Source organism: Pseudomonas inefficax, assembly GCF_900277125.1.
Lineage (GTDB): Bacteria > Pseudomonadota > Gammaproteobacteria > Pseudomonadales > Pseudomonadaceae > Aquipseudomonas > Aquipseudomonas inefficax.
The window spans coordinates 1-1886 of the sequence record NZ_OPYN01000066.1 but is presented as its reverse complement, the minus strand read 5'-3'; the positions used below and the strand labels follow the sequence as shown (position 1 = coordinate 1886).

The following is a 1886-nucleotide window of genomic DNA, read 5'->3' as shown; positions in this document are numbered from 1 at the left end:
AGGTGGTGGTCGGTGACCAGCACCTTGAGCCCGGCGGCCTTGGCGGCAGCCACACCGTCGACGCTGGAAATGCCATTGTCCACGGTGATCAACAGCTGCGGCTGGCGCTGCAGCGCCACCTCGACGATTTCCGGAGTCAGACCGTAACCGTATTCGAAGCGGTTGGGCACAAGGTAGTCGACATGGGCCGCACCCAGCAGGCGCAGGCCCAGCACGCCGACGGTACTAGCGGTGGCGCCGTCGGCATCGAAGTCGCCAACGATGAGGATACGCTGGCGCTGGTCGATGGCCTCGACCAGCAGGTCCACGCCGGCCTCGATGCCTTTGAGCTGCTGATATGGCAGCAGGCGCGCCAGGCTTTTGTCCAGCTCGGCCTCGCTCTGCACGCCGCGAGCGGCGTACAGGCGGGTCAGCAAAGGCGGCAGGTTACCCAGGAATGGCAGGGTCGGCGGCAACGGGCGAGGTTCGATACGCATGGGTAATTCAGCCGCGCTCACCCAGCAGCCATTCCAGCTGCACTTCATGCTGGCCTCGGTCGTCGGTGACGAACAGCGTGCCTTCACTGATCATCACGTCCCACTTGATGGTGCGTGGCATGTCTGTGGCGAGGGTTTCCAGCACCTCCTGCGGCACGGCGGCGATGCTCAGGTTCTTCAGGCCCTTGACCGCATCTACCACTTTGTTCTGCCATACGCGCAGGCTGCCGTAGGCCAGCAGGCTGGTGCGCTCGGTGCGGCGTGAACACCAGGTCAGTCGGTCGGCGTCCGGCTGGCCTACTTCGATCCAGTGCAGGATGCGATCGTCCAGGCTCTTTTCCCACAGCGCTGCTTCGTCCACATCGGACAGGCCACGGCCGAACGACAGGTTTTCGTTGTACCACAGGGCGTAGGCCAGCAGGCGCACGACCATGCGTTCTTCGGTTTCCGACGGGTGGCGGGCGGTGGTCGGACGGACGTTTTCGTACACGCCGCGGTCGAGGTCGGTCAGGTTCAGTTCGAATTTGTAGGTNGTGGACGGCTGGGCCATGGTCGACGGGCTTCGTGCAAAAGAAAAGCGGCACAGTCTACCCCATCCGCTCCTTCCATGCGCCGGAGCAGTACCCGGCGAANCCGACGTGTGATAAAACCACGGCTCTGCCCAGCTGCCACGGATGCCCCATGTCGAAGCCCAGCAAACCACTCGCCGGAATCAAAGTTGTCGAACTCGGCACCCTCATCGCTGGGCCGTTCGCCTCGCGCANCTGTGCCGAATTCGGCGCCGAGGTGATAAAGGTCGAATCGCCCGACGGCGGCGACCCATTGCGCAAATGGCGCAAGCTGTACGAGGGCACCTCGCTGTGGTGGTTCGTGCAGGCCCGCAACAAGCAGTCGCTCACCCTCAACCTCAAGCACCCCGAGGGCCGTGAGATTCTCAAACGCCTGCTGGCCGAGGCCGACATCCTGATCGAGAACTTCCGCCCAGGCGTGCTGGAAAAACTCGGCCTGGGCTGGGACGTGCTGCATGCGCTCAACCCGCGCCTGGTAATGGTGCGCCTGTCGGGCTTTGGCCAGACCGGGCCGATGAAAGACCAGCCGGGCTTTGGCGCGGTAGGCGAGTCGATGGGCGGCCTGCGCTACATCACCGGCTTCGACGACCGACCGCCGGTGCGCACGGGCATTTCCATCGGCGACTCGATTGCTGCCCTGTGGGGAGTTATCGGCGCACTGATGGCGCTGCGGCACCGGGAAGTCAACGGCGGCCAGGGCCAAGTGGTGGACGTCGCCCTCTACGAAGCGATCTTCGCCATGATGGAAAGCATGGTCCCGGAGTTCGATGTGTTCGGCTTTATCCGCGAACGCACCGGCAACATCATGCCGGGCATCACACCCTCTTCCATCCACACCAGC

At 64.0% G+C, this 1886-nt stretch carries 3 protein-coding genes; 1 reads left to right on the top strand and 2 read right to left on the bottom strand.

The features are described 5' to 3' along the window. On the bottom strand, nt 1-476 hold a 476-nt coding region (locus JV551A3_RS07340; RefSeq protein ID WP_205125934.1), incomplete at its 3' end, for a DHH family phosphoesterase. A gap of 7 nt (nt 477-483) precedes the next feature. After that, complete coding sequence (locus JV551A3_RS07335; RefSeq protein ID WP_133978467.1) at nt 484-1026, bottom strand: YaeQ family protein; 543 nt, start codon at nt 1024-1026, stop codon at nt 484-486. Nucleotides 1027-1157: 131 nt separating this feature from the next. Between JV551A3_RS07335 and JV551A3_RS07330 the strand changes: the two genes are divergently transcribed. Continuing rightward, the coding region (locus tag JV551A3_RS07330) for a CaiB/BaiF CoA transferase family protein (protein ID WP_133978466.1) at nt 1158-1886 on the top strand (729 nt) is incomplete at its 3' end.